This window comes from Pedobacter sp. SYP-B3415 (assembly GCF_004138205.1).
GTDB lineage: Bacteria > Bacteroidota > Bacteroidia > Sphingobacteriales > Sphingobacteriaceae > Pedobacter.
Genome location: NZ_RXNQ01000001.1, coordinates 77,394 through 102,382 on the forward strand (window position 1 = coordinate 77,394; position 24,989 = coordinate 102,382).

The 24,989-nt window shown below is 46.8% G+C and carries 25 protein-coding genes; 14 read left to right on the forward strand and 11 right to left on the reverse strand.

Annotation, left to right across the window (positions count from 1 at the left end; translation table 11 throughout):
• Positions 1 to 16 precede the first annotated feature (16 nt).
• Together EJV45_RS00315 and EJV45_RS00320 are read left to right on the forward strand one after the other, a co-directional pair.
• Positions 17 to 214 carry a hypothetical protein gene (locus EJV45_RS00315; protein WP_129713626.1) on the forward strand — a complete coding sequence of 66 codons (198 nt, stop codon included), beginning with the start codon at positions 17 to 19 and terminating at the stop codon, positions 212 to 214.
• A 107-nt stretch (positions 215 to 321) separates the two neighbouring features.
• The gene (locus EJV45_RS00320; protein WP_129713627.1) at positions 322 to 1,440 is read left to right on the forward strand and encodes a GNAT family N-acetyltransferase; all 1,119 of its coding nucleotides are present in this window, start codon (positions 322 to 324) and stop codon (positions 1,438 to 1,440) included.
• Here the strand turns inward: EJV45_RS00320 and EJV45_RS00325 are convergent, their stop codons facing one another.
• The 6 genes from EJV45_RS00325 to EJV45_RS00350 all read right to left on the reverse strand — a co-directional run bounded on the left by EJV45_RS00325 (position 1,441) and on the right by EJV45_RS00350 (position 6,374).
• Positions 1,441 to 1,767 carry a helix-turn-helix domain-containing protein gene (locus tag EJV45_RS00325; protein WP_129713628.1) on the reverse strand — a complete coding sequence of 109 codons (327 nt, stop codon included), beginning with the start codon at positions 1,765 to 1,767 and terminating at the stop codon, positions 1,441 to 1,443. It lies immediately after the preceding gene.
• A gap of 35 nt (positions 1,768 to 1,802) precedes the next feature.
• Positions 1,803 to 3,155 carry a UDP-N-acetylmuramate--L-alanine ligase gene (murC, locus tag EJV45_RS00330; protein WP_129713756.1) on the reverse strand — a complete coding sequence of 451 codons (1,353 nt, stop codon included), beginning with the start codon at positions 3,153 to 3,155 and terminating at the stop codon, positions 1,803 to 1,805.
• Between the two features lie 63 nt (positions 3,156 to 3,218).
• A complete protein-coding gene (gene prmA, locus EJV45_RS00335; RefSeq protein ID WP_129713629.1) occupies positions 3,219 to 4,070 on the reverse strand; it encodes a 50S ribosomal protein L11 methyltransferase in 852 nt (283 codons plus the stop codon).
• Positions 4,070 to 4,831 carry a triose-phosphate isomerase gene (tpiA, locus tag EJV45_RS00340; RefSeq protein ID WP_129713630.1) on the reverse strand — a complete coding sequence of 254 codons (762 nt, stop codon included), beginning with the start codon at positions 4,829 to 4,831 and terminating at the stop codon, positions 4,070 to 4,072. Before tpiA ends, prmA begins: the two co-directional genes overlap by 1 nt.
• 8 nt (positions 4,832 to 4,839) lie before the next feature.
• On the reverse strand, positions 4,840 to 6,009 hold the full coding sequence (locus tag EJV45_RS00345) for a putative sugar nucleotidyl transferase (RefSeq protein WP_129713631.1): 1,170 nt from the start codon (positions 6,007 to 6,009) through the stop codon (positions 4,840 to 4,842).
• A gap of 116 nt (positions 6,010 to 6,125) precedes the next feature.
• Positions 6,126 to 6,374 carry a type B 50S ribosomal protein L31 gene (locus tag EJV45_RS00350; protein WP_107216258.1) on the reverse strand — a complete coding sequence of 83 codons (249 nt, stop codon included), beginning with the start codon at positions 6,372 to 6,374 and terminating at the stop codon, positions 6,126 to 6,128.
• A 163-nt stretch (positions 6,375 to 6,537) separates the two neighbouring features.
• On the opposite strand from EJV45_RS00350, the gene EJV45_RS00355 reads away from it, so the two are divergent.
• Positions 6,538 to 8,163 (forward strand): Na+/H+ antiporter, encoded by a 1,626-nt coding sequence (locus EJV45_RS00355; RefSeq protein WP_129713632.1) that lies wholly within the window; start codon positions 6,538 to 6,540, stop codon positions 8,161 to 8,163.
• Positions 8,164 to 8,551: 388 nt separating this feature from the next.
• Here EJV45_RS00355 and mce read toward each other — a convergent pair whose 3' ends face one another.
• Positions 8,552 to 8,950 carry a methylmalonyl-CoA epimerase gene (mce, locus tag EJV45_RS00360; RefSeq protein WP_129713633.1) on the reverse strand — a complete coding sequence of 133 codons (399 nt, stop codon included), beginning with the start codon at positions 8,948 to 8,950 and terminating at the stop codon, positions 8,552 to 8,554.
• A gap of 114 nt (positions 8,951 to 9,064) precedes the next feature.
• Here mce and EJV45_RS00365 point away from each other — a divergent pair, with 114 nt between their 5' ends.
• From EJV45_RS00365 to EJV45_RS00390, 6 genes are all read left to right on the forward strand, one after another.
• A complete protein-coding gene (locus EJV45_RS00365) occupies positions 9,065 to 10,276 on the forward strand; it encodes an IscS subfamily cysteine desulfurase (protein WP_129713634.1) in 1,212 nt (403 codons plus the stop codon).
• A gap of 85 nt (positions 10,277 to 10,361) precedes the next feature.
• A complete protein-coding gene (iscU, locus tag EJV45_RS00370) occupies positions 10,362 to 10,775 on the forward strand; it encodes a Fe-S cluster assembly scaffold IscU (protein WP_129713635.1) in 414 nt (137 codons plus the stop codon).
• A 27-nt stretch (positions 10,776 to 10,802) separates the two neighbouring features.
• Positions 10,803 to 11,129 (forward strand): iron-sulfur cluster assembly accessory protein, encoded by a 327-nt coding sequence (locus tag EJV45_RS00375; RefSeq protein WP_129713636.1) that lies wholly within the window; start codon positions 10,803 to 10,805, stop codon positions 11,127 to 11,129.
• 100 nt (positions 11,130 to 11,229) lie between these two features.
• A complete protein-coding gene (locus tag EJV45_RS00380; RefSeq protein WP_129713637.1) occupies positions 11,230 to 13,146 on the forward strand; it encodes a long-chain fatty acid--CoA ligase in 1,917 nt (638 codons plus the stop codon).
• Positions 13,147 to 13,214: 68 nt separating this feature from the next.
• Entirely contained in the window at positions 13,215 to 14,936 is a 1,722-nt protein-coding gene (lysS, locus tag EJV45_RS00385) for a lysine--tRNA ligase (RefSeq protein WP_129713638.1), read from the forward strand.
• 94 nt (positions 14,937 to 15,030) lie between these two features.
• Positions 15,031 to 15,246: a hypothetical protein gene (locus EJV45_RS00390; RefSeq protein ID WP_129713639.1), complete on the forward strand. Its 216-nt coding sequence runs from the start codon at positions 15,031 to 15,033 to the stop codon at positions 15,244 to 15,246.
• 43 nt (positions 15,247 to 15,289) lie between these two features.
• Here EJV45_RS00390 and EJV45_RS00395 read toward each other — a convergent pair whose 3' ends face one another.
• Entirely contained in the window at positions 15,290 to 15,829 is a 540-nt protein-coding gene (locus EJV45_RS00395; protein ID WP_129713640.1) for a DUF2892 domain-containing protein, read from the reverse strand.
• A 92-nt stretch (positions 15,830 to 15,921) separates the two neighbouring features.
• On the opposite strand from EJV45_RS00395, the gene EJV45_RS00400 reads away from it, so the two are divergent.
• Positions 15,922 to 16,440, forward strand: a complete 519-nt coding sequence (locus EJV45_RS00400; RefSeq protein WP_129713641.1) for a thioredoxin family protein — start codon at positions 15,922 to 15,924, stop codon at positions 16,438 to 16,440.
• 15 nt (positions 16,441 to 16,455) lie between these two features.
• Complete coding sequence (ung, locus tag EJV45_RS00405; RefSeq protein WP_129713642.1) at positions 16,456 to 17,136, forward strand: uracil-DNA glycosylase; 681 nt, start codon at positions 16,456 to 16,458, stop codon at positions 17,134 to 17,136.
• A gap of 36 nt (positions 17,137 to 17,172) precedes the next feature.
• Here ung and EJV45_RS00410 read toward each other — a convergent pair whose 3' ends face one another.
• A complete protein-coding gene (locus EJV45_RS00410; RefSeq protein ID WP_129713643.1) occupies positions 17,173 to 17,643 on the reverse strand; it encodes an Lrp/AsnC family transcriptional regulator in 471 nt (156 codons plus the stop codon).
• Positions 17,644 to 17,757: 114 nt separating this feature from the next.
• Between EJV45_RS00410 and EJV45_RS00415 the strand changes: the two genes are divergently transcribed.
• Entirely contained in the window at positions 17,758 to 18,411 is a 654-nt protein-coding gene (locus tag EJV45_RS00415) for a metal-dependent transcriptional regulator (protein ID WP_129713644.1), read from the forward strand.
• A gap of 1 nt (position 18,412) precedes the next feature.
• A complete protein-coding gene (locus EJV45_RS00420) occupies positions 18,413 to 20,272 on the forward strand; it encodes an Nramp family divalent metal transporter (RefSeq protein ID WP_129713645.1) in 1,860 nt (619 codons plus the stop codon).
• Here the strand turns inward: EJV45_RS00420 and EJV45_RS00425 are convergent, their stop codons facing one another.
• Positions 20,273 to 22,579 (reverse strand): TonB-dependent receptor, encoded by a 2,307-nt coding sequence (locus EJV45_RS00425; RefSeq protein WP_129713646.1) that lies wholly within the window; start codon positions 22,577 to 22,579, stop codon positions 20,273 to 20,275.
• A 152-nt stretch (positions 22,580 to 22,731) separates the two neighbouring features.
• Here EJV45_RS00425 and smpB point away from each other — a divergent pair, with 152 nt between their 5' ends.
• Positions 22,732 to 23,181, forward strand: a complete 450-nt coding sequence (gene smpB / locus EJV45_RS00430; RefSeq protein ID WP_129713647.1) for an SsrA-binding protein — start codon at positions 22,732 to 22,734, stop codon at positions 23,179 to 23,181.
• A 1,143-nt stretch (positions 23,182 to 24,324) separates the two neighbouring features.
• On the opposite strand, the gene EJV45_RS00435 is transcribed toward smpB, so the two are convergent.
• Positions 24,325 to 24,981 (reverse strand): protein-L-isoaspartate(D-aspartate) O-methyltransferase, encoded by a 657-nt coding sequence (locus EJV45_RS00435; RefSeq protein WP_129713648.1) that lies wholly within the window; start codon positions 24,979 to 24,981, stop codon positions 24,325 to 24,327.
• Positions 24,982 to 24,989 lie beyond the last annotated feature (8 nt).

The window sequence follows — 24,989 nt, forward strand, 5'->3', positions numbered from 1 at the left end:
ACTTTATTTTTGTGTAATGAAAACGCCAAAGAAACCAATAAAGAAAAGTGAGGTGAATAACACCGAAGAAAGCGCAAACGGCCTTTCGGAACTGGATCACAAAGGCAATAAAAAGCCGTTCGAAGATGATGAGGATGACGATTTTGACATGCCGCTCGATGATTTCGATACATTCGATAATTTTGATGATGATGAAGACGATGATAAATACTAATCTGGCCACTGCCCGATTTTTTTAAGAGCCGACACCGATTACATAAAATATAAAAAAAGCATCCTGCTTTCAGGATGCTTTTTATTTTTGCAGTGCACGAACAGCCTATGAATATCAGACCCGTTAGCAGCCGCCAGGACAAAAAAATTTTCCTGGACATTCCAAAAAAACTTTACCAGAACGATCCCAGTTGGATCTGTCCGCTGGACCAGGAAATCGAGAATGTGTTTGATCCGGTGAAAAATCCCTTTTTCGAACATGGCAGCTGTACCCGATGGCTTTTATTCAGCGATGCTGGCGAGCCGCTTGGCCGGATTGCTGCCTTTATCAATGAGAAAAAGGCTCACCAGTACGACATTCCCACCGGCGGATGCGGTTTCTTTGAATGCACAGACAACCAGGAGGCTGCAAACCTGCTGTTTGATACCGCAAGGGTCTGGCTCGAAGAACGTGGTATGAAAGCCATGGAAGGACCCATCAACTTTGGCGAGAACGATACATTCTGGGGCCTGCTGATTGAAGGTTTTACGCCGCCATCTTTCGGCATGAATTACCATCTCCCTTATTATCACCAGCTGTTTCTCAACTACGGCTTTCAGACGTCGTATGAGCAGATCACAAACCACCTTGCCGTAGCAAAACCTTTTCCCGAACGTTTTACAAAAATTGCCAGCTGGGTAGCGAAAAAAGATGGTTATACCTTCGAACACTTTTCCATCAAAAACAAGGATAAGTATATCAAAGACCTAATGGAAATCTACAATGATGCCTGGGTAGACTTTGAGAACTTTGTTCCTATAAAGCGCGAAGTACTTGAGAAGAGCTTTAAAAGTATGGAACTTATTATGGATGAAAAGCTGATTTGGTTTGCTTATGTAAACGGTGAACCGGCATCATTCGTAGTCATCATTCCAGATGCCAACCAAATGATCAAAGGTTTTAACGGCAAACTGGGATTGATTGAAAAAATTCGGTTTGCGTATCGCCGCTGGGTGGGCGTAACCCGGATGCGGGCAATTGTAATGGGAACAAAGAGGGCATTTCAAAAACATGGCCTGGAGTCAGCTTTGTTCATCAAACTAAAGGAATATGTACTTCCCCTCAATCAGTACAAAGAACTTGAACTTTCCTGGGTTGGCGACTTTAATGATAAAATGCTCGCTATACACCAGGCCACCGGGGCAACATTCGGTAAACGACATGCGACCCTCAAAAAGATATTCTGATTATTTTTCCTTTTCGCGCTCTTCGTAGAGATCAATCACTTTTTTCTGAAGTTTGATGATCTCTGCCTCGCGCGAATTAAGCAATTCTTTCAACGTCCTGATTTCGTCCAGGTTGCTGTTATTTTCACCGTTTGTATCAATGATAGATACCACAGTTACGTCAAATAAATTGGCGATCTGCGATAACCTGGACAAGTTCACGTCAGTGATTCCCGTCTCAATTTTGGAAAAAGCCGGAATGGAGATGTTTAGCCTTTTGGCTACCTCCCCCTGGCTCCAGCCCTGCTTTTGGCGTAATTGCCTGATGTTCTTACCGATTGTGTTCATTGTGATTGTTAGGGTGTTTATGGGGTTGTTTTTGCTTAATCTTTAATCAAATCATCCGCAAGTTTACCGAGGTCCATTCCTGCAAAGTTTCCTGAACTCATTAACAATAAGTTAGTTAGACCATAATCCAGACTACGCAAATGTTTTTCTAATGTTTCAACATCTTTAAAGAAGTGTAAATTTAAGTTATTAAAGGATATTTGCACCTCTTTGTAGTGAAAAGGTTGCAATCTTTTTTGTTCGAATGTTTTATCACTTATAAAGACGATTGCTTCGTCTGCAAGGTCCATCGTACCGGCATATTCGGCAAGAAAGTCCTTGTTCAGGCTGCTGAATGTATGCAGCTCTACACAGGCAATGAGTTTTCTTTCCGGGTACTGTGATTTAACTGCCGCAATGGTTGCCTTAAGCTTTGATGGTGAATGCGCAAAATCTTTGTAAACGTTCATCCGGTCTGATGACGCAAGTAGTTCCAGCCGTTTTGAAGCACCTTTAAATGTTGAAATAGCTCGGTAGAATGCTTCTTCCCCGATACCGAGTTTCAGACAAACTTCACGCGCAGCACTCATATTCAGCAAGTTATGCATACCAAAGATCTGAAGCGCAGTATGCCCCGGTGTCAGGTATGTCCGGCCATGTTCAATGACGTGGGCAGGCACCGAATACGGGATCTTTTCGATCTGCTTCTGGTTTGAAGTTACAAGTTGTTCCAATTCGGCATCGTCTTTTGAATAAATCAACGTTCCCCCGGCGCAAATGGTTTCGATAAACAGATCAAATTGTTTCTTATAGATTTCAAAAGTTGGAAAAACGTTGATGTGGTCCCAGGCAATTCCGCTAATCACGCCGATGTTTGCCTTGTAGAGATGAAACTTAGGCCGGCGGTCGATCGGAGAAGACAGATATTCATCACCTTCGATCACAATAACCGGCGCATCTGTAAGCGATACCATCGTCTCGAAGCCCTCAAGCTGTGCCCCCACCAGGTAATCAAACTGTTTACCGGATGCCTTCAAAACATGAAGAATCATTGAGGTAATCGTTGTTTTACCGTGGCTTCCGCCAATAACGACCCGCAGTTTATCCTTGCTTTGTTCATAAATGTATTCAGGATATGAATAGATTTTCAGGCCAAGCGCTTTTGCACGCGCCAGTTCAGGATTATCTTCCCTTGCATGCATACCCAGTATGACGGCATCGAGCCCCGCATCAATCCGGCTTTCATCCCAGCCAAGTTCGGCGGGCAGTATGCCATGCTTCTCAAGTCGTGATTTAGCAGGATCGTAAATGGCATCATCAGAACCGCTTACCTGAAAACCTTTCTGTTTCAGGGCTATAGCAAGGTTATGCATGGCGCTTCCGCCGATGGCAATCAGGTGTATTCGCATCATAAGGTTAATCGTATTAGCAGGGATGGTTTGATCAAAAATATCGAAAATAATTGCAAGCCGTTAAAAGCTTTGCTTATTCGACAGAAAACGTGCAGCAACCCAGTCGCCGTCTTTTTTATGGTCAGCATAAGTTAGCCCGAATGGACTGCACGCATCTTTAATCATATCCAGGTCAGGCGATTCATAAAAGCCGCTGAATAAGATAGTTCCGCCGGGTGCAAGAACTTCAGCGTAACGGCTAATCTGATCCAAAAGAATATTCCGGTTGATATTTGCGAAAATCAGATCAAAAGATTCATCAGGAATGACTTCCTTACTTCCGTGCAGAACACGAAGACCGGCAATATGGTTAAGTTCGGCATTTTCCCTGATGCTGTCGCAGCAAACCTCGTCGTAGTCGATCGCCAAAAGTTCGCCGGCACCTTTTTTAGCCGCGAGAATGGCAAGAATGCCCGTTCCGGCACCCATATCGAGCACAGACTTTCCGCTTGTGTCGAGCTCAAGGATATACCGGAGCATCATTGAAGTGGTCTGGTGATGCCCGGTGCCGAAAGCCATCTTCGGATCGATCACAATCTCATACGGAACAGCGGGATCGGCTTTATGAAAAGTGGCTCTGACATAACAGGAATCGCCGATAAGCAACGGCTGAAAATTTTTCTCCCAGGCTTCATTCCAGTTTTGCGACTGCACTTCTGTTACCGTATAGTCGCAATGAAACTGATCGGAAAAAGAAGCGATCAGGCGAATCAGCGCCTGATCGTTAAAAATTGCTGACTGAATGTAGGCAGACAAGGATTGTTCAGCCTGCTCAAAAGAATCGAAGCCAAGATCGCCCAGTTCACTGATCAGAATATCCTGCTGATATTCCTCAATCTGCCCGAATGTAAAGACAACGCTTGTGTACTGCATTAGCTATTAAAAACCTTTACGATGTCTGTAAAATCGCGCGACTTCAGTGAAGCACCGCCAATAAGTCCGCCATCAATGTCTGGCTGCGCAAATAGCTGTGGCGCATTACCTGCGTTGCAGCTTCCGCCATACAGAATACTGGTCAGGTCTGCCGTTTCGAGACCATATGCAGTTGCCACTTCTGCGCGAATAAAGGCATGGATCTCCTGCGCTTGTTCCGGCGAAGCCGTCAGTCCGGTTCCGATTGCCCATACGGGCTCATAGGCAATTACAACTTTCGAGAAGTCTGCTGCATCAAGACTGAAAAGACCGTGCTGAAGCTGTCTCTTTAACACATCGAAATAACTGCCGTTGTTGCGCTCATCTAAGGTCTCACCCACGCAAAAAATCGGTGTGAGTTCATTTTTGAGTGCAGCTTTGGTTTTTTCAAGCAGCAGTTCGTCAGTTTCGGCAAAGTACTGCCTGCGTTCTGAGTGCCCGATGATCACATAATCTGCACCGGCAGATTTGACCATCTTTGCAGAAATTTCGCCGGTAAACGCGCCGCTGTCATTCTGATGAATGTTCTGCGCACCTACACCCACTTTGTCAGCAGCTAATTTGCCAATGCTGTACAGGTGAATAAAAGGGGCACAAATCACAGCAGTCTGAGTGCCTTTTTTTTCATCGCCGATCATATTTACGATCTCAGAAAAAAGGCTTAACCCTTCCATATAGTCGAGGTTCATTTTCCAGTTGCCGGCTACGATTTTCTTTCTCATAATTTTTATTAATATCTGTATGTATCAGTTAATTCGAATATTGTCTGAAGCATGCTGCGTTCTTCGCTATCCAGTTCCATACCGCGTCGGGCATACACCCGTTCGGCGGTCTCTATCATCTTGTCGAGCCTGTACGTAACAAAACCCTGCGCGCCGCCCCAGGAAAAGTCAGGAACAAAGTTCCTTGGAAATCCTGCCCCGAAAACATTTGCGCCTACACCTACAACGGTTCCTGTATTGAACATCGTATTAATGGCGCACTTCGCATGATCGGCCATGATGAGCCCGCAAAACTGCAGACCCGTCTTGCGAAAGGCTTTCTGGCCGTAATCCCATAACCCGACATGTGCATAATTGTTTTTGAGATTGCTGTTGTTGCTGTCGGCACCGATGTTACACCACTGACCAAGAACCGAATTGCCGAGATAGCCCTCATGACCCTTTGAGGAATACCCCCAGATCACAGCATTGTTAATCTCGCCACCAACCCTGCTGAATGGTCCGATGGTTGAATTCGGATAGATCTTCGCACCCATTTTAACCTGTGAATCATGACAAAGCGCAAAACTGCCGCGAATGTTACTGCTTTCCCAAACCTGGCTGTTGCGGCCCAGGTAAACAGGCCCCTGAAGGCTGTTGAATACCGAACACTCCGCAGACGCACCTTCTTCAGCAAAGATCCTGTCGCCCAGAAAAACGTTTGTATTGCTGAGTTTTGCGGAACTGCGTCCCCTGGTTAATAATTCGAAGTCTTTCTCTATCTCGGTTCCGTTATGACGAAAGATATCTTCAGGATAAACGATTTTGATGAAGTTTCCTTCAAATTCAATCCTCTTGAATGAACTGATCTGCTGCGCATGATGCCCTATGCCTTCGTCTCCTGAATAGCCGATCAATACGTTTTCCTGCCAGAGGGCTTCTCCATGCTGAAGATTTTGTACAGCATCGCAGAGCGCCTCATCAGGGCAGATACTTCCGTTAATAAACAGGGATGCTGTACGCGTGGGAAACTTCTGCTGGAGATAGTTTTGCGTGCAAAAACCCTGGTCGCGTTCTAATCTTTTGCTCCACTTTTCAGCAATGGTGAGAATACCGATTCGCAGATCAGCCACCGGCCGCGTAAAGGTTAATGGCCGGAGTGAATTCCACGACCCGTCGTCAAAAAGGTTGAAAGTCATTAAATCGGTTATAATTTCAGTACCTGAAAATTAGACTTACAGGCGGCAACAAAAATAAAAAAAGTCCCGAGGCATCAGCACCCGGGACTTTTAATTTTTTGTAAAGCAACGAAAAATTACTTCTTCGCGTAACGGTTTTTGAATTTGTCAATACGTCCTGCTGTATCAACAAGCTTCATTTTACCAGTATAGAAAGGGTGCGAAGTGTGCGAAATCTCCAGCTTGTAAAGCGGATATTCATTTCCATCTTCCCATTGGATCGTTTCTTTTGTATCCACACAAGACTTTGTAAGGAAAGCATAGTCGTTAGACATGTCTTTGAAAACAACAGGCCTGTAGCTAGAAGGATGCAGATCTTTTTTCATTGTTATATCGTTATATTATTGCCTCAATTTTAAGGATGCAAATATGCGGATACTTTTCTTTATTTCCAAGTCTTTATTTTGTTTTTTATCGATACATACGCTTGCAGGTCACGGCTTTCAGCTTTCGTTTCAAAACTTTAATTTCAGCCGAAATTAAACGACTATGCACGAAGCCTCCGTTGAGCACCATTTATTACTCATTCTCAGCCTGTTGTTTCTTGTTTTTATGCTGATCATGATTGGCCAGAAACTCAGGATCGCCTATCCGATCTTTCTTGTTCTGGCCGGACTTGGCATCGGGTTTATACCGGGAATGCCGCGCATTGAACTCGAGCCCGAGCTGGTTTTCCTGATCTTTCTTCCGCCATTGCTGTATGAAGCCGCGTGGTATACATCCTGGAATGACTTCTGGAAATGGCGCAGACCGATCGGCATGCTTGCCTTCGGCCTTGTCTTTATTACATCAATAGCAGTTGCCTTCACGGCACAGTACATGATTCCGGGCTTTACGCTCGCACTCGGTTTCCTGCTTGGCGGCATTGTCTCACCACCCGATGCGGTTGCCGCCTCTTCTGTTCTCAGACACGTAAAGGTACCGCAGCGCATCACCGCGATTCTCGAAGGCGAAAGCCTCATTAATGATGCTTCCAGCCTGATCGTGTTCCGTTTTGCGCTCGCCGCAGTGCTTACGGGACAGTTCTCTATGGGGCAGGCCATAGGTCAGTTTTTCCTCTCTGCCGGAATGGGTGTGGTAATCGGTTTGGCCATTGCCCATGTTATGTATGTGATTCACCGTTTTCTTCCGACTACACCCAGTATTGATACCGCGCTGACGCTGATGACACCATATTTCATGTACATTGCAGCAGAGAAACTTCATTTTTCGGGTGTTATGGCCGTTGTAAGCGGCGGCCTCTTTCTCTCTTTCCGGGCGCATGAAATTCTGTCACGAAGCGAAACACGGCTTCAGGCTATCAACGTCTGGGCCACCCTGGCATTTGTGCTTAACGGACTGGTGTTCATCCTGATCGGCCTGGAGCTGCCGGTCATTATGGAGAACCTGGGCGAATATTCGATCACAGAGGCAATAGGTTACGGAGCCGTCATCAGTCTGATTGCCATCATTGTACGCCTGCTTTGGGTGTTCCCGATCGCCTACGTTCCACGCTGGCTGGGTAATATGAAACGCGCTGATCTGAAGAACCCGCCCTGGAAAGCACCGCTTATTGTCGGCTGGGCAGGCATGCGCGGTGTAGTATCGCTCGCCTCTGCCCTGTCTATCCCGCTGCTGATGCAGGACGGGACGCCTTTTCCGCACCGCAACCTGATTCTGTTTATAACGTTCGTTGTTATTCTGGCTACGCTTGTACTGCAGGGACTCAGTCTTCCGCTGCTGGTCAGGTGGGTGGGCATGAAAGACACCGCAGATTTTCCTCCGCCCGAAGAACAGGAAGCAGGCATTCGCCTCCGGCTGATGCATGTCGCGATAGCCAGGCTGGACGGCCAGTGGAAAGATGCAGCCGATGGCAATGAACTTGTGAAACTGTTTCGCGAAAAAATGACGAATGATATCGCCGTTACGCGCCAGCAACTGGACTCGTTTGAGTGCGATGCCAGCCAAAAAGCAGAAATAGACCGCTACAACCAGATCCTGCTCGACATCTTTGATCATCAGCGTCGGGAACTCCACCAGCTACGCCGCGAAAAGGTGTTCAGCGATGAAGAAATCCGCAAGATGGAGAATGAACTTGACTTTGACGAAGCTAAGATTGTTGGCTTGGGGCATTGAGGCCTGTCTCTTTGGATTTGTAATCCAAAGCAACTGGGAGCCGGGTTTTTAACCCGGGCAATATCATGCGGATAAAATATCCGCGGCCCAATACTCCCGGATTACAAATCCGGGAGGACAACGTCGCTTTGGATTTATAATCCAAAGCAACTGGGAACCGGGTTTTTAACCCGGGCAATATCGCGGATAAAATATCCGCTGCTCAGCCCAGCCGCATGACAAATCGGGAACGTCGCTTTGGATTTACAATCCAAAGCAACTGAGCACCGGGTTTCCAACCCGGGCAATATCATGCGGATAAAATATCCGCGGCTCAGCTCACCCGGATTGCAAATCCGGGAGGACACTCAGGGGTTATGCGCCAGGTCTAAATACGAAATACGAAAACCTATATACTACAACAAATTTCAATCAGCACGCCATGTGTATCTTTGGGATGCACAAAACAGACGAGTTTATTGTCTGCACCACGTTTTGGCAGCTCATTCAGCAACACAAAACCCTCGCTGCGCAGCCGCTCCATCTCCGCGTAAATATCCGGCACTTCGAAGGCAACGTGGTGAATGCCCTCACCCCTTTTTTCAATAAAACGGGCAATGGCGCTATCAGCTGAGGTAGCCTCGAGCAGCTCGACCTTTGACTCGCCTGTCTGAAAGAAAAGCGTATTAACGTGTTCAGAAGCAACGGATTCCGCTTTATACGGCGCCTTTCCAAGCAATCTTTCGTAAAGCTTTCCTGCCGCGGCCAGGCTTTTTACAGCGATGCCGATATGTTCAATTTTATTCATGCGTCTGACGGTTAAAGGAATGTAAAAATGCAGGTTTTATCTATAGGCCCATAGGAATAAATTATAATTGTTCAGTTAGAAAATTAGTATCTTTGTCTACTTAAAGATAACGAGATGAAACAACCGATATATTTAGATAATAACGCAACCACGCCGCTCGATCCGAGGGTGCTGGAAGCTATGCTGCCTTACTTTACAGAAAAATTCGGAAACGCTTCAAGCCGTAACCATGCTTTTGGCTGGGTTGCAGAAGAAGCAGTCGACTATGCCCGTGAACAGGTGGCTAAACTTGTCGGCTGTACAGAGAAAGAAATTATCTTTACTTCCGGTGCAACCGAAGCCGACAACCTTGCAATAAAGGGTGTGTTTGAGATGTATTCTGAAAAAGGAAACCACATCATCACCGCAGTAACCGAACACAAAGCTGTTCTTGATACTTGCAAACACCTGGAGAAACTTGGTGCGAAGGTTACGTACCTGCAGGTTAAGGAAGATGGCCTGATCGATCTTGCCGAGCTTGAAGCAGCCATGACACCAGAAACTATTCTTGTTTCGATCATGTATGGCAACAACGAAATTGGTGTTATCCAGCCCGTAAAAGAGATCTCTGCTATTGCGCATAAACATGGCGCCCTTTTCATGACAGATGCTACACAGGCGGTCGGCAAAATTCCGGTAAATGTTAACGAAGACGGCATCGACCTGATGGCTTTCTCAGCACATAAAATGTATGGTCCAAAAGGTGTCGGTGTACTGTATGTTCGCCGCAAAGGACCAAGAGTAAAAGTAACAGCACAAATAGATGGTGGTGGTCATGAGCGCGGTATGCGTTCAGGTACGCTTAATGTTCCTGGTATCGTCGGACTTGGAAAAGCATGCGAACTTTGCCGCCTGGAAATGGATGAGGAAGCAAAACGCCTTTCCGCTCTGCGTGACAAACTTGAAAGCAGGCTGACGCAGTTGGAAGAAAGTTACGTGAACGGCAATACCCAGCATCGTTTGCCGCATGTAGCAAACATCTCATTTAAATATGTAGAAGGTGAAGGACTGATGATGGCTATGAAAGACCTGGCTGTTTCATCTGGTTCTGCCTGTACGTCAGCATCACTTGAGCCGTCATATGTGCTCAAAAGCCTTGGCCTTTCAGATGACCTGGCTCATTCATCAATCCGCTACGGACTTGGCCGTTTTACTACAGAGGCTGATATTGAAGAGGCCATCGCCATCACCGAAAAAGCTGTGAACCACCTGCGCGAACTTTCACCACTGTGGGAAATGTTTAAAGAAGGTGTTGACCTCAGCAAGATTGAGTGGGCGGAACACTAGCATGTAAGGGCCTTTGCCCGTAATAAGATTCAAAACAAAATCTTCCGCCAGGTGTCATACTTACGGAAGCTAAAAAATAAAGATCATGGCATATTCAGATAAAGTAATCGATCATTATAGCAACCCCCGCAATGTGGGCACGTTGAATAAAGACGAAAAAAATGTTGGAACCGGTTTGGTTGGTGCACCAGAATGCGGTGACGTAATGCGTCTGCAGATTGAAGTAAACGCAGAAAACGTTATTACAGATGCTAAATTTAAAACCTTTGGCTGTGGTTCCGCAATTGCCTCTTCCTCACTGGCTACAGAGTGGCTTAAAGGAAAAACCGTAGACGAAGCGCTTGCAATCGACAATATGGACATTGTCGAAGAACTTGCGCTTCCACCTGTAAAAATTCACTGTTCAGTGTTGGCTGAGGACGCAATTAAAGCTGCCATCAACGATTATCGTGTAAAAAACGGAATGGAGCCTTTGGTGCTTGAAAAATCACACCACTAAGCTTTATCCAATAAAACAGGAGAGAAAATGATTACCATCACCGAGAAAGCAAAAGGCAAAATAGAGCACCTGATGCAGGATGCTGCTTTAGATGAAAGCTATTTTTTACGGGTTTCTGTAAAAGGTGGCGGTTGCTCGGGTTTATCTTATAACCTCGATTTTGACAATGAAACCAAGCCAGGCGATCAGCCGTTTGAAGATCAGGGTATCAAAGTCGTGCTTGACATGAAGTCGTTTTTATACCTGGCCGGTACCGAACTGGATTTCTCTGACGGGCTAAATGGCAAAGGGTTTAACTTCATCAATCCGAACGCAAGCCGCACCTGCGGATGCGGAGAAAGTTTTTCTGTTTAATTTTTTTAAAGATTATTAGGAAAGGGCGCGATTGCGCCCTTTTTGCATTTTAGACAAAAAGCAATTATCATTGCCCCTTAGACCAGCTAATAAGCAAAAGATGAGCAAGCCTTTATTCAACGAATTTTCCACCGTCCCAAGTCTGCTGCGAAATGTCGTAGAAAACATACATCCGCCAACTGAAACTTTTCTGATCGATAAAAAAGGTGCGGAATGGGAAGAAATATCGTTCGAAACCACGCTGAAAAGGGCTGACGCTGTATCGGCCTTCTTTCTTGAAAAAGGCATTACGAAAGGCGACAGGATGGGTCTCATGATTGAAAACTCGCCTGAATACGTCTATTACGATCAGGGCATCCAGCAGATAGGAGCAATCAACGTTTCAGTCTACCCAACCCTGTCGGAGCAGGAGGTTGCCTATATCATCAACGATTCCGGACTCAAAGCCATTCTTGTCGGGAATAATTTTTTATACCGGAAAGTTCTTAAGATCGCCGCCAACTGTAAAGAACTGCGCTATATCATACCCGCATTTGCAGACTTTGCCAAAATCGCTGTACCGGAGGGCTTACCGGCCGAGGTAATTGCATTTAATGACATTCTGCAGCTGAAACAACAGGTCACAGCCGCCGAAAAGGCTGCCATAGACCAAAGCCGTCGTCTGCTGCTGCCGCAGGATGTGTCGTCACTGATCTATACGTCAGGTACAACCGGGATTCCGAAGGGCGTAATGCTTACGCACAGCAACTTCGTTGAAAATGTAAAGGTTTGCCTGCAACAGATCCCCGTGATTGATAAAACTGAAACTTTCCTTTCTTTTCTCCCGCTGTCGCACGTGTTTGAACGAACAGCCACCTACCACGTTTGTTGTGCTCAGGGCTGTAAGATTGCCTTTGCACAAAGTCTCGAGCTGCTCGCTAAAAATATGGGCGAAGTCCGGCCTACCGTTATGAATTGCGTACCCAGGCTGCTTGAACGCATTCACGACAAAGCTATCAAATCAGGCACCAGCGCCGGCGGTGTCAAAGCCTCAATATTTACCTGGGCACTTGAAACCGGACAGGCTTACCGCCAGAAAAAGGAAGCTGGTAAAAATCCGGGTATCATGCTTTCAGCAAAAAAAGCGCTGGCCGAAAAGCTCGTCTTCAGCAAAATCAAGGAAAAGACCGGAGGCCGGCTCAAATTCATGATATCCGGCGGAGCCGCTCTGCCAAGAAACGTTGGTGAGTTTTTTGGGAACCTGGGCATAAAGATACTTGAAGGCTTCGGTCTTACCGAGACATCGCCGGTTATGAGCGTTACAGAGTATCACCGCCAGGTGTACGGTACCGTTGGTCGTGTAATCCCCGGCATAGAAATCGGCATTCAGGACATCGATACAAAACAGTTCCACTCAGTGCAGACGCACGAAAAGTTTGATGAAAACTTTGAGTGCGCAGAAGGCGAAATTGTGGTGCGCGGCCACTGCGTTATGAAAGGGTACTTTAATAAACCTGCTGAGACCGCTGAGGCAATAGACCGCGACGGATGGTTTCATACTGGCGATATAGGCCGTTTTTTTAAAGGCAACCTGCAAATTACAGACAGGCTGAAAAATATGATCGTGAATGCGTATGGCAAAAACGTATACCCTACCCCGGTCGAAAATATCTACTTAAAAAGCACAAAAATAGACCAGCTTTTTCTTATCGGCGACAAAAAGGAATACATCACTGCTATCGTCATTCCCAATCGTGAAAACCTTGAAGAGCAATTCGGACTTAAAGACGATTTTTTTCAGTCGCCTGAAGTGTTTATCGAGGACCAAAACATCCATGACTGGATCTCCTCAGACATCCGGAAGCTGTCTGGAGAATTAGCCAAGTTCGAGCGTATCAGGAACTTCAAAATTAAACGTACACCTTTTAGCCAGGAAGCGGGAGAGATTACCCCTACGCTGAAGATCAAAAGACGTGTGGTAGAGCAGAAGTATGCCCAGGCTATAAAAGATCTTTACGCTGCTGAGGTTGAAGAGTAGGCCGGGCGACCGTTTACCGGCATGGAAAACCGGGCTGAAATCACTATTTTTGCAAAAAATTACCACGAATGATCACAGGACTATCCGAACAGGAAATATTACGTCGTGACGCACTCAGGCAACTCCGCGAATTGGGTATTGAACCCTATCCGGCAGAAACTTATGAAGTAAATGCCCATGCAGCCGATATAAATGCAAATTACGAAAGAGACAAAACTGCTTACAAAAACATCAATATTGCAGGCCGCATCATGACCCGCCGTATAATGGGTAGTGCCTCTTTTGCCGAGCTACAGGATTCAACCGGCCGCATACAGATCTACCTGAAACGTGATGACCTTTGTCCTGGCGAAGACAAAACCCTCTACAATACCGTATTCAAAAAATTGCTTGATCTGGGCGATTATATTGGCGTAAAGGGATATGTGTTTACGACGCAGACCGGCGAGATCTCCGTGCATGTTACAGAATTTACTGTTCTTGCCAAATCGCTCAGACCGCTGCCCATTGTAAAGCGGGACGAAACGGGTGCCGTCTATGACGGATTTACAGACCCGGAGATGCGCTATCGGATGAGGTATGTCGATCTTACCGTGAATCCTGAAAACAGGGATATTTTTCAGCGCAGATCGCGGGTGATCAATTCAATGCGTTCTTATTTTGACAGCCAGGGCTGGATGGAAGTAGAAACACCAATCCTGCAGCCCATTCACGGCGGTGCCGCCGCCCGGCCCTTCGCTACCCACCACAATACGCTCGACATGCCCCTCTACCTGCGCATAGCCAATGAGCTTTATCTGAAAAGACTGATTGTTGCAGGCTTTGACGGCGTATATGAGTTTGGAAAAATGTTCAGGAATGAAGGCATGGACCGTACGCATAATCCGGAGTTTACCTCGATGGAGATTTATGTAGCCTATAAGGATTACATCTGGATGATGGCCATGGTTGAGGAGTGCCTGGAGAAAGTTGCTGTGGCTACAACCGGATCAGCGAAAGTAACGGTTGGTAACCATGAAATAAACTTCGAAGGCCCGTATGAAAAGTTGAGCATGTATGAGTCCATTCTGAAATACACGGGCATAGACGTTTCAGAAATGACCGAGGCCCAGCTTGCAGACACTTGCCGTAGCCTGAACATTGAGATTGACGGCTCTATGGGACGCGGGAAACTGATCGATGAGCTTTTCAGCGAAAAGGTCGAATCAAACCTGATCCAGCCCACATACATTACCGATTATCCGGTCGAGATGACCCCGCTTGCAAAAAAACACCGCAGCAAGGAAGGCCTGGTTGAACGCTTTGAGCTTTTTGTAAATGGTAAGGAGATCGCTAATGCATATTCCGAGCTTAATGATCCGATAGACCAGCGGGAGCGTTTTGAAGAACAGCTGAAACTTGCTGCCCGCGGTGATGACGAGGCCATGGCAATGGACGACGATTTTGTGCGTGCGCTGGAGTATGGCATGCCGCCAACATCCGGCCTGGGCATCGGTATTGACCGCCTCGTCATGCTGCTTACCAACCAAAGCACTATCCAGGAGGTACTTTTCTTCCCGCAGATGCGCCCCGAGAAAAAAGCAAAGGTCACGAGCGATGAGGACTTTGTAAATGCAGGAGTTCCCGCAGAATGGGTTCAGGTAATCCGCAAAATGAACATCAATACGATTGACGAGCTAAAAGCCGCTAACCCGAATAAAGTATTTAACGACCTCGGCGGCATGAGAAAAAAACTGAAGCTGGACATTACCATGCCGGCTAAAGAAGATGTGATGACCTGGTTCAGTTAACACAAACATAACAAAAGCTTAAAAGCCCCTGAAACTCTTGTTTCAGGGGCTTTTTTATTTTTACAAATGCCTAACGGCTAATAACTTGAAAATTATGAACGGTTCAATCCTTGAAATTACAGAAAGCGAATACTGTATCAAACTTAACAAAGACGTTTTTGATCTTTCGCTGGTTCATCAGCTGATTAAACGCATTCAGGCCGAAGAATTTTTTTTCCGCCGCAAGGCAGAAGAAGAAGATGGAGACCTGCTGAGCCGCCGCGCCAGCCGCGAGGAACTGGAAGGCTTTGATTACCTCGGGGATAAGTAGCGCCGGACCGTTGGCCGCTAATGGCGCACACAGCCCGAAGACTCTACCTGTACCTCACCTGTTGCTGCTTATCCATCATGCCCATTTGATCTTTCATCTGTTTGATCTGTTCGGCAAGCAGCTTATTCTTATCCGCCTTCTTGGCTTCAGACAAATACATCTGCGCCTCGCGTTTGTTCCGTTTGGCCATTGCAATGCCGGCCAGGCTTAATTTAGCCAGCGCAATGTTATGGTCCATCTGCATGCCGAGGGCAAGCGACTTCTTAAAATATTTTTCACTCTGCATGGGCGCCCGGCGGCTCTCAATGAGTCCGATAAGCAGATGATAGTAGCCATGCTGAGGTTTGATCAGCTGGCTTTCATAGTTCGTAATGCGCTTTAAAAACTGCTCGGCCTTAGGCATATTGTCTTTGCGTAAAAACCATTGCGCAAGCAGCATATTTTCATTGAAAAAGAAAGTAACAAAAACAAGTAGGCTGATAAGAACGGCCAGGATTCCCCAGCCCCAGAAACCGTAGAAGAAAAGCGCTACCGCACCACCTAAAAGCGCAAACCCGACGATCAACCTGATGATATTTGGCATATGTTTGTGAATTATAATTTTTGTGCAAATATCGTGTTTAGATGCCAATTAATAGATTATAAAATGATATTTTCAGCGAAAATTGCTAAAACATGAAAGCAGCACTTATACTCATCTTCAGCCTTTTTACCATGACCGCATTCTCACAGGACCTGAACAGAAAAATGCAGGACGCAATCCGCAACAAGGAAGTTTTGATAGACCGCTGCGATCGCGCGGGAGTCGTATCTTTCCCTGAATTTAAGGAGATGTATGATGCTGTTTACCCCTCGTACGTTCCTGACTCGGCCACAACACCACAGCTAAAGCAGGCATTATCAGCCGGACAAAAGATCACGATTGTTCTTGGAACATGGTGCGGAGACAGTAAACTACAGGTTCCTCACTTTCTGAAAGTGCTTGATGAAGCGGGATTCCCTGCAGAAAAGGTATCTTTTGTTGCTGTCGACGGAAACAAAAAGGCCGGTAAAGGTCTTATTGATAAGCTGGCAATTGAGCGTGTTCCTACTTTTATCGTAACTGATAAAAAAGGGACGGAACTTGGTCGTATCACTGAGCATCCAAAACAAACGCTTGAGAAAGATCTGCTGGCTATTGTGCAAAAAAAATAATAAGCGCATAACCTTATGTCTGTAAACCTTGAGCCGGGCTGGCTGGCCGTACTTGAACAGGAATTCGAAAAGAATTATATGGTAAACCTCCGTGCATTTCTTGAAGAAGAAAAGCACAAGGGGATGAAAATATATCCAAAAGGCAGCGAAATCTTCAATGCCCTGAACACAACGTCATTTGACAATGTCAAAGTCGTCATTCTGGGGCAGGATCCCTACCACGGCGCCGGACAAGCACATGGCCTTTCATTTTCGGTTCAGAAGGGCGTAGTTATTCCGCCTTCGTTAAAAAATATTTATAAAGAGCTGGAAGCTGACATTCCCGGTTTCCGGACACCGGCCCACGGCAACCTGACCCATTGGGCAGAGCAGGGTGTGCTGTTGCTGAACGCCACGCTGACAGTTCGCGCCTCCGAAGCAGGATCGCATCAGAAACGGGGCTGGGAAAACTTCACCGACGAAATTATACGCGCACTTTCTGCTAAAAAGAAAAATGTAGTATTTCTGCTTTGGGGGCGTTATGCACAGGAGAAGGCTGCATTAATTGACGAAACGAAGCACCACATTCTTAAGGCAGCTCACCCCTCGCCGTTCTCTGTACACAATGGTTTCTTCGGCTCACGGCACTTCTCAAAAACGAATGAACTGCTCAGACAGCATAATCTGAAGCCCATAGACTGGCAAATCGCGGACTAAACTGTAGACAGCGGTCTACCATAGACCATAACTTCCCTAGTACTCCAGCGGAATAATCGGTTCTTTTTTCGTTGTAGACATGATCATCATCGTCTGGAAAGTCTTTACAACAGAAATCTTGCTGATCTTATCCATAATAAGCCTTTCATAGGCCTTTATATCTTTTACATATACCTTAAGCAGGAAGTCTGCCTGCCCGGTAACATGATGACACTCAGTAATCTCCTTGATCTGATTCACCTCGTCTAAAAAGATCTGTATCGTATTGTTTTTATGAAAATCAAGCTGGATCTGGATAAAGGTCTTAATGCCGAGGCCAAGTTTTTCCTCATCGACCAGCGCATGATAACTCTTTATAAAACCCGACATCTCCAGTTTGCGCACGCGTTCAAGTGTTGGTGCTGGCGACAGGCCGATCTCCTGCGAAAGTAAAAGGTTGGTTATTCTTCCGTTCTCCTGAAGAATCTTTAAAATCTTCAGATCTGTCTTATCTAGTTCAGCTGCCATGGGGCAAAGTTAAACATTAGACCAAATTTTATTCTAAAAATCTACACAACTTTTATCAAATATTTTATTCAGAATTTTTTAGATTTACCTAAAAAATTTATTAGATAGTTTAAAATGCAAAGTTTTACTGAGGAGAATTACCTTAAGGCGATTTATCACCTCACTGAGCAGCCTGATCAGTATGTGCAGACAAATGCCATTGCCGAACGGCTGCAAACCAAAGCTGCCTCGGTCACTGATATGATGAAAAAACTGGCAGATAAAGGATTAATTGATTATGTCAGATATACGGGCGCTAAACTTACTGAAACAGGGTACCAGACGGCGGTCGGAATTGTCCGGAAACACCGTCTTTGGGAGGTTTTTCTTGTCGAAACGCTAAATTTCAAATGGGATGAAGTGCATGACGTTGCAGAAGAACTTGAACACATCAACTCTGTGCTGCTTATTGAACGTCTTGATGAATTTTTGGGCTTTCCACGCACTGACCCCCACGGCGATCCGATCCCCGATAAACACGGCAAATTTGAAAAGCGAAGTTTTATAAAGCTTTCAAAACTCACAGCCGGAAGTTCGGGTACGGTAACCGGCGTAAGCGAACACTCAACACCTTTCCTGAAACATCTCGAAAAACTCGGACTTACGCTTGGCGCACGTATCGAGGTGAGCGAGGTAAGTGAATTTGACGGCTCTGTAGAACTTGTACTGAATAATAAAAACATAAACATCAGCCGCGATGTTGCGAAACATATTCTGATCAATACCTGACATGTCATCTGAATCATTAAGCGAAGTACACCACAGCGTTTCTACGAGCAAGCGAAAAGGCTGGAAACGGATCATTTCTTTCCTCGGGCCGGCATACCTTGTAAGCGTAGGTTATATGGATCCGGGAAACTGGGCTACCGACATTGCAGGCGGAAGCAAATTCGGCTATCAGCTGATCTGGGTGCTGCTTATGTCGAACCTGATCGCACTGCTTCTGCAGTCGCTCAGCGCCCGGCTGGGGATCGTACGCGGGCTTGATCTCGCACAGGCATCAAGACAGGCCTACCCGAAGTGGGTAAACTTGCCGCTGTTTGTGCTCGCCCAGACTGCCATAATTGCCTGCGATCTTGCTGAGATCATCGGCATGGCCATCGGTCTCCAGTTGTTGTTTGGCTTACCGCTCATCTGGGGCATCTCTATTACGCTGCTTGACACTATTTTACTGCTCTTCCTGCTGAACAAGGGCATGCGTGCCATGGAAGGATTCATTGTATCGATGGTGTTCATCGTGGGGATTGCGTTTCTTGCTGAAATGTTCATCGTAGAGCCCGCAGCAGGCGAAATTCTACAGGGCCTGAAACCCTCGGTTCTCTCCGGCGATGCCCTCTATATCGCCATAGGCATTATCGGTGCAACCGTTATGCCGCATAACCTCTATCTGCATTCTTCGCTTGTACAGACCAGGAAGATTGAACGGAGCAATAAAGGCATCCGCGAAGCACTGAAATTCAATCTGATAGACACTACAGTGGCGCTTAACCTGGCGTTTTTTGTCAATGCAGCCATTCTTATCCTTGCAGCGGCTGCTTTTTATCGCAACGGATTGCATGAGGTGGCCGAGATCCAGGATGCACATAAACTGCTGGAAAACATTTTTGGCAGCATAGCGCCTGCCCTGTTTGCCATTGCGCTTATCGCCGCCGGCCAAAGTTCTACAGTTACGGGGACACTCGCCGGGCAAATTGTCATGGAAGGACACATTAACCTCCGTATCCAACCCTGGCTCAGGCGCCTGATCACCCGCTTGCTTGCCATTGCGCCGGCATTCTTCACCATTCTTCACTTTGGTGATGACGCCCTCGGCGGATTGCTCGTCCTGAGCCAGGTAGTATTAAGCCTGCAGCTCGGCTTTGCGGTCATTCCGCTGATCCATTTTACATCAGACAAAAAACTGATGAAAAATTTCGCTATTCCTGTGTGGGTTAAGATAATCGCATGGACCAGTGCACTGCTTATTGTTGTGCTCAACGTGAAACTGGTTATGGAAGAAATTGCTTCCTGGAGCGAGGGTTCAAACGGCTGGATTGTACAGTTAATCGTTGTTCCGCTGGCTGTGCTTGTGGGGTTCCTGTTGCTGTACGTATTCGTACGTCCGCTGGTTCCAAGGATAGCCGGCCAGAGAACGATTGTGCCGCATGGCGATGCGCTGGAGATCGGCAACATTGAAAAAATAGATTACGAACGCATCGGTATTGCAGTCGATTTTTCAAAAAATGACCGCAATACGATTCGTCATGCATTGATACAGGGTGGAAAAGACGCGCATTATTACCTGATTCATGTGGTCGAGACCGCGGCTGCGCGATATCATGGTGCAGGCGCAATGGATCATGAAACGCAGAGTGACCAGCAGAACCTGCAGAAGTATATCGAAAACCTGAACGAGCTAGGTTTTGATGCAAGCCTTTCTATCGGGTTTGGTGGTACGGCACGCGCCATCGCCACCATAGCAAGGGAAAAGGAACTGGACCTGCTGGTAATGGGTGCCCACGGGCATAGCGGAGTCAAGGATCTCATCTTTGGAACAACGGTCGATGCCGTGCGGCATCGTGTGACTATTCCGGTACTGATTATTCGCTGATCAGCGAACAAATAACCGCAGGCCCAGAAATCCGCGAATGCCCTGGTTGGGGCCGTAAGAATAGCCGTCCGGATCGAACTTAAGCCCTTGCGGATTATATGCGGGATCTGAAGGCGAAACGTTGCTGACCGGTATGACCTGACCGTTATCATCAAAGCGAACCGAACGGTCAAACGGGTCAAACGCACGCGCTATGGCCGTACCACCCGGCTGCCCTTTTGATATGGTCCAGTTAAGCAGGTTTTTGATCCCGCCGTATAGTTCCACATTGCCTTTCAGTTTTTTCGTAGCCTGGATATTCTGGATACTCCAGGCTTTTGAATAAGGCGATCGCTGATCGAGCTCACCAAGCAGCGCCAGCCGCATCGGCCCTATTACGCTGCCCGTATAGTCGATCCGCATACCCATCTGCTTAAAGTCGTAGCTGATCGCCCATGTCGCCATCCAGGATTCGCTTTTAACCGGACGCACTGATTCCCGTTCGCCCGCCGCATTCCGTTCCACATTGCGCACGTCGAGCAGGCTCCCGCCAACAATGGCATTCAGACCGCCTGCCAATGTCAGATCAAAGTTCAGGCTGAGTCCCCTGGTCACTCCAAAACCATCGAGGTTGGCATACCGGATCTGGGTGGGATTGGTATCATAGTCGGCAGTGATGCGGTTATTAAAATAGGTATACCAGCCGGAAAAATCTATGTTTAGCTGATTGCTGTTTCCGAGAACAAGCTTTTTTACATAGTTGAGATTGACATTATAGCTACGTTCAGGCCTCAGGGCTTCGGCAACGATAACCTCCCGCGCACCGCTCAAGGCGGCATGATCTTCGGTAAAAAGATTCACCACACGAAAACCAGTGCCGGCATTGAGCCGAAGAATGTCGTTTTCGGTAACGTTCCATTTATAAGCCATGCGCGGCGTAAAGATGTTTCCGTGCGCAGAATGGTGGTCGTAGCGAACGCCCAGTAATAGTTTGTGCGCCGTGCCCAGGGCAAGCTCATCCTGGGCAAAAATACCGGGCAAAAGTACACGGTCTGCATGCGGAGTTGCCGGCGTGTTGTCATCATAAACCGTATAACGCAGTGCCGCGCCAAAAAGCAGGTCATTTATTCCCAACTTTTTATCCCAGGTAAGCTGTCCGAATCCAATTCGCTGCGATGCGGTAAACAGATCTGTTCCATACACCGAATTCTGATTGTGGTCATTGTAAGAGAAAGCCAGAAACATCCGCTCGGGAAGCGGCAGCTGATAAGTACCGAAAACTTCCCAGCGTTTCGTATAGATGCTTTCGGCATAGAGCGTATTGCCGCCACGAAGGTCTCTTGTCCATCCTGTCTGGCCACCCCACCTGTCTTCATAGAGGTATCTACCGGCAAGGCTAAACTTTCTGTTCTCTGCACGCCTGAAATCCCATTTTTGAAAAACCGACAGCCGCTGCTGCAGCGTCATGTCGGTAAACCCGTCATCGTTTCTATCTATGCGGTTGCTAAAGTTGAAGTAATTCAGGCCCGTCAGCACACTTGCGCTTTCACCCAGGTTTAGCTTTGCACCGAGATCAGCGTTGTATTCTCCCCAGCCCGTACCAAATGCATCGGCCGTGAATGACGGGGTATTTAGGGCGCTTTTGGTGATAACGTTGATGAGTCCGCCAACGGCCTCAGAACCATATAGAGACGATGCCGGACCTTTTACAACTTCCACCCGGTCTATTAAGGAAGCCGGAATACCTGACAGGCCGTAAACGGTGGAAAGACCGCTAACGATTGGCATACCATCTATTAAGACCATGGTATAGGGCCCCTCAAGACCGTTCATATGGATATCGCCGGTATTACATACGTTACAGTTTAACTGCGGCCGGATGCCGTTTACGTGCTGAAGTGCATCAAATATCGTGGCAGCGGGATTTTTCGCAAAAAATCGTGCGTCGTAAACTTCAACGCTTACGGGGCTGTCCTGTTTACGTACCGGTTTGAGCGTCCCTGACACAACAACGTCGTTCAGTGTTCCTGCTTCGGTCTCCATGCGGATGTCTAACAATAGTGTGTCGCCAGACTTTAACTCTATAGGTAACCGTTGCCGGCGATAACCAACCGCACTGAATTGTATAACCTGCTGTCCCGCAGCACCGGCGGGCAAAAAGTATGCGCCAAGTGTATCTGTTTTTGCTGCCGGTCCGGAATTGCCGATTCTGACTGATACGCCTGCAAGCGGTAACTCTCCGCTTCTCACCGTTCCTTTAACATATTGTTGCGCAAAGACATCTGCAGATAAAAAAGACAAGGCAAAAACGAAGATCAGGGTTCTCATACCTTTGAATTAGATATACAAAGATATATATTTAGACTAATCTAAAAATTAATTTAGAATATTTTAAGCGTTTGATTTTTCAGAAAGTGAACCACTTAAGTTATTTTTTGTTTCCTGAAGGGAATTGAATTATAGATATTTGCCGGGCGACTATGAAAAACGACATAAACATCAAAAACAAGAGGGCTTATTTTGACTACGCGCTGGGCGACAAGTATGTGGCTGGTATTGCCTTATTGGGGACCGAAATCAAGGCGATTCGGGAAGGCAGGGTCAATATGACCGATGCGTTTTGCATGTTTATCGGCAGTACGTTATACATCCGCAACCTGCATATTTCAGAATACGCGAACAGCTCGTTTTATCATCATGACATTAAGCGCGATCGGGTGCTTTTGCTTCAGAAAAAAGAACTGAAAAAGATCCGCGTAAAGGGTGAGGAAAAAGGCTTTACAATTGTGCCGCTGCGCATCTTTATCAACGAGCGCGGCTTTGCCAAACTTGAACTGGCTATCGGACAGGGTAAAAAGGAATTCGATAAACGGGAGAGTCTGAAAGAAAAGGATACAAAACGGGAGCTCGACCGGGTGCTGAAGCGGTAGTTTTAACGAATCAGCGCCAGGACTGGGCTTTAATCATATTAAAGAAAAAGGAATAAGGAGGAAAGACCGCGCCCATGCCTCAAATTCCCTAACCGGCGGAGGGGTTTGCACCCTGTCTCAGGACACAAATCTCAGGACTCAAATCTCGAACAAATGCCACGTCTAAATACGAACTACGAATATCTATATACTATTCCGGGTTGTAATTCCCCACGGGTCATTCAGAGCGTAGCGAAGAATCTGACTTGTGATCCCGAGTGAGAGTCTTCCGCGGCTCCCCTCTGTCTGGATGACTCTCAAGCGGAACCACGAGCCATGAATCAGTGAAGTTTTAAGTTGTAGGTATTAAGTTGTAAGTCTGGGCGCAGAACCCCTCAATGAGATTAAAGAAAAAGGAAAAAACCGAACCACGAACCATTGATCAGTGTTGTCTGGGGAAAGTTTTGCGAAAGCCTATAGTTCTTCGGTTTCCAATAGATGTGAGGCTATGGTATCGAACCGCTCACCGCCGCGGGGGCTCCTTCTTTTTCTTGGAAAAGAAGCAAACCGCTCCGGCTGTGTATCTCTTCTTGCATAAAAGCATCAAAAGTCCGACGGCGGCGGGAAAAGGCCCGGATTACCCCTGCGCCATTTCGTTCCGGGCTGGTTCCCCTCCTTGGTTCTTCGCGACCTCCTTAAAACAGTGCAAGACTTTTAATACTTTTCTGCGGCGAGAAGATACAAGGCCGGTCCGCACCTATTAGTGGCAGTAATCAGGCAAAACCGTCATCAAAACCACCGCCTGTGCGTAAAACCCACAAACATAGAGTTCAGGGGCTTGATTTAAAAAACTCAGGAAAACATTGCTTTGAACTTGTTCAGAAGGATCCTATTTCATTCAACCAATTTTTACCGGACAACAGTGAATACGGAATCATGTGTCAGGACCTGGGCTGCCCTAAGACCAAAGAAGATGGAAAAAGGATGAACGACCTCGGCCCCCCTCAAACGCCCTACCCGGCTTAGTTTCTTTGCGCTGTCTCAGGACTCGAATCTCATATCTCAAGTCTATAACAATTGCACAACGTCTAAATACGAACTACGAATATCTATACTATTCCAGGTCTCGGACTCAAATCTCATATCTAAAGTCGCCTTTTGACCTCACCAGGCCTGATCGCCAACCAGCGGTACGAAGCGGAAGGTGTCCAGTACAATCTTTTCAAAATCGGTTTCGCTGACCCTGATCACAGTTACCATTTTCTGTGCCTTCTCATCACCGACAGGGATAACAAGTATGCCGCCGATTTTCAATTGCTTCAGGAGAATCTCAGGCACAAACGGTGCGCCGGCAGTTACAATGATCTTGTCATATGGCGCTTCTTCAGCAATCCCTTTTGAGCCGTCGCCGCAGTAGAATTTTGGCCGGTATCCCATTCCAGGCAGTACCTGGATGGTGCGGTTGAAGATATTTTCCTGTCTTTCAATTGTAACAACACGCGCGCCCAGCTCGATCAGTACACAGGTCTGGTAACCGGAACCGGTACCGATCTCCAGCACCTTATCGCCCTTTTTTATGTGAAGCAGTTCACTCTGATAGGCTACGGTATAAGGCTGGGAAATAGTTTGGCCATCGCCGATGGGAAAAGCGATGTCTTTATAGGCCTGATTCCAGAAAGTCTCGTCGAAGAAAAAATGGCGGGGCACTTTCCCGATAGCCTTTAACACCGCCTCATCGCCAATTCCGCGGCTTCTCAGCAGCTCGACCAGCTTTTTTCTTGCACCCTTTTCACGGTAATTATCAACAAACTTATATGCCATTTCACCTC